This is a genomic window from Kitasatospora sp. NPDC093558 (assembly GCF_040683475.1).
GTDB lineage: Bacteria > Actinomycetota > Actinomycetes > Streptomycetales > Streptomycetaceae > Kitasatospora.
Window position 1 is genome coordinate 17,185 of record NZ_JBFBDY010000086.1, and the last position, 2,773, is coordinate 19,957.

A 2,773-nucleotide genomic window follows, 5' to 3' on the forward strand; every position below is an offset into this window, starting at 1 on the left:
GCCCGCATCGTGCGGGCGCGCCCTTCTGGGTGAGTGACTCAGACGCTCGCGGTGTAGTCGTAGAAGCCGCGGCCGGACTTGCGGCCCAGCAGGCCGGCGTCGACCATCCGGGACAGCAGCGGGGGAGCGGCGTACAGCGGCTCCTTGTACTCGTCGTACATCGACTCGGCGATCGACACGATGGTGTCCAGGCCGATCAGGTCGCACAGCCGCAGCGGGCCCATCGGGTGGGCGCAGCCGGCCTCCATGCCCTTGTCGATGTCGGAGGCGGTCGCGACGCCCGACTCGAACATCCGCACCGCGGACAGCAGGTACGGCACGAGCAGGGCGTTGACGACGAAGCCGGCCCGGTCGCGGGCGCGGATCGGCTCCTTGCCGAGCACCTCGGAGGCGAAGGCCTCGACGCGCTCGGTGGTGGTGGCCGAGGTGGTCAGGGTCGGGATGACCTCGACCAGCTTCTGTACCGGCGCCGGGTTGAAGAAGTGCAGGCCGATGACCTGCTCGGGCCGCGAGGTGGCGGCGGCCAGCTTGACGATCGGGATCGACGAGGTGTTGGAGGCGAGGATCGCGTCGCGGCGCTCGACCACCTGGTCCAGCGTCTGGAAGATCTGGACCTTGATGTCCTCGCGCTCGGCGACCGCCTCGACGACCAGGTCGCGGTCGGCGAAGTCGGCCAGGTCGGTGGTGAAGGACAGCCGGGCCAGGGCCTCGTCCCGGTGCTCGGGGGACAGCTTGCCGCGCTTGACCGCCGTCTCCAGGGAGTTGGTCAGCCGGGTGCGGCCGAACTCCAGGGCCTCCCCGCTGGCCTCCGACACCAGGACGTCCAGCCCGGCCCGGGCGAAGACCTCCGCGATGCCCGACCCCATCAGGCCGCAGCCGATCACTCCGACACGCGCGATGTCACTCACTCAGTTGCCCTTCGGTGGTGCTGGGGGTCGCCCAGCGACAGGTGGCCCAGCGTGGCGCTGGTCGGCCCAGCGTGCTGCTGGACTACGGGCCGGTGTGCCGGAATGGGTGCACCGGTGCACCGTCCCGACGACGTTACTACTCCCTACCGGCCAGTAGGTCACCCCCTCCCCGGCCCGGTGCCGCGACCGGCACCGCGCACCCGAACGGGTGACGGCGCCGCTCCCGCCCGTGTGCCCGGGCCCGCCGCCGCCCGGCGGCCGACAGAATGCCGCAGACGGGGGCCGGGGACGGACGAGGGAGCAGCCAGTGCCGACGGGATCGCTCACGGGGCAGGTCGCCCTGGTCACCGGAGCCGGCCGCGGGATCGGCCGGGAGATCGCCATCGGGCTCGCCGCCGAGGGCATGGCCGTCGGCCTGGTCGGCCGCACCCACGGGACGCTCACCGACACGCTCAAGGAGTGCGTCAAGCACGGCTCGCGCGGCGTCGCGGTGACGGCCGACGTCACCCGCCCCGGCTCGGTGCGCGAGGCCGTGCGGCTCGTCGAGCGCGACCTCGGCCCGGTCGACTTCCTGGTCAACAACGCCGGGCAGGTGGACCGCAGCGAGGTCCCGCTCTGGGAGACCGACCCCAACCAGTGGTGGCAGGTCGTCGAGACCAACCTCCGCGGCCCCTACAACCTCCTGCGCTGCGTCCTGCCCGGCATGGTCGAGCGCCGCCGCGGCCGCGTCGTCAACCTCAACTCCGGCTTCGCGCTCCGCCCGGACGGCCACTACACCGCGTACGCGACGTCCAAGGGCGCGCTGCTCCAGCTCTCCGACAACATGGCGGACTCGCTCGCCGAGCACGGCGTCGTCGTGCTCGACATCAGCCCCGGCGCGGTGGCCACCGACATGACGGCCGGGATGCCGATGTTCCGGGACATGAAGGCCTGGGGCTCGATCCCGTACATGGTCGCGGTCACCGTCGACGCGGCCCGGGGCCGGTTCGACGCGCTGCACGGGCGCTTCATCCACGCCGGGCGGGACGACCTGGCGGACCTCGTCCGGCGCGCGGAGGAGATCCGCGGGACGGACGCCCGTACGCTGCGGCTGCGCCCGTACAAGGACGACGACCCGATGGCCTAGTGCCGTGGACCTACCCGGTCACGGCACTAGCCGGTGCGCGGCTCCCGGCTCCCGCTCAGATCGCGGCCAGCTCCTCGTCGGTCAGGCTGCCCGGCGCCCGGCCGGTCCTGGCGAACTCCTCGGCGAGCCGCTGGAACGCCTCGTTGGCCGGGGTCGGCACCCCGTGCAGCCGTCCGAGCAGCACGATCTCCCCGTTCAGGTAGTCCGTCTCGATCGAGCCCGCCCCGCGCGCCAGGCTCTGCCAGGTCGAGCTGCCGCTGCGCCCGGCGCCCTCGACCGGCTCGATCCGCAGCGTCGCCTCGACCAGCCGGACCATCTCCTCCGGGTCGTGGTGCGCGATCCCGGCGGCGGCGAGCACGGCCGCGCCCTCGGCCATCAGACGGCGGTACAGCCCGCGGCGCAGCTCGCCCTCGAACGGGCCGGCGGCCGCGTTCAGCGCGTTGCCGAGGTTGCCGAGCAGCTTGGTGTACTTCCAGCCCATGACGTCGGCCTCGACGGGGGCGCTGAAGCCCGCCCGCTCCAGGTCGGCGGCGATTGCGGCGGCCCGCGCGCCGCCGTCGCCCGCCGGGTAGGCGCCGATCCGCAGCACCCCGCTGACGGGCGTGCCGCCGGCGCTGACCCGCCCGGGTTCCAGGTGCGTGGACGGCATCCAGACGCACACCGCCAGCACCTCGCGAAACCGGCGCAGCGCGAGCCGCTCGTTCTCCACGCCGTTCTGCGCGCACACCAGCGGCAGCCG

Annotated in this window: 3 protein-coding genes; 1 reads left to right on the forward strand and 2 read right to left on the reverse strand. The window is 73.4% G+C overall.

What is annotated here, in order from left to right:
* Positions 1 to 38: 38 nt before the first annotated feature.
* Positions 39 to 908 carry a 3-hydroxybutyryl-CoA dehydrogenase gene (locus AB0O00_RS12045; protein ID WP_363650756.1) on the reverse strand — a complete coding sequence of 290 codons (870 nt, stop codon included), beginning with the start codon at positions 906 to 908 and terminating at the stop codon, positions 39 to 41.
* Between the two features lie 307 nt (positions 909 to 1,215).
* Between AB0O00_RS12045 and AB0O00_RS12050 the strand changes: the two genes are divergently transcribed.
* A complete protein-coding gene (locus AB0O00_RS12050; protein WP_363650758.1) occupies positions 1,216 to 2,034 on the forward strand; it encodes an SDR family oxidoreductase in 819 nt (272 codons plus the stop codon).
* Positions 2,035 to 2,089: 55 nt separating this feature from the next.
* Here AB0O00_RS12050 and AB0O00_RS12055 read toward each other — a convergent pair.
* Positions 2,090 to 2,773, reverse strand: a 684-nt coding sequence (locus tag AB0O00_RS12055; RefSeq protein ID WP_363650760.1) for a ketopantoate reductase C-terminal domain-containing protein, incomplete at its 5' end; no start/stop codon positions are given.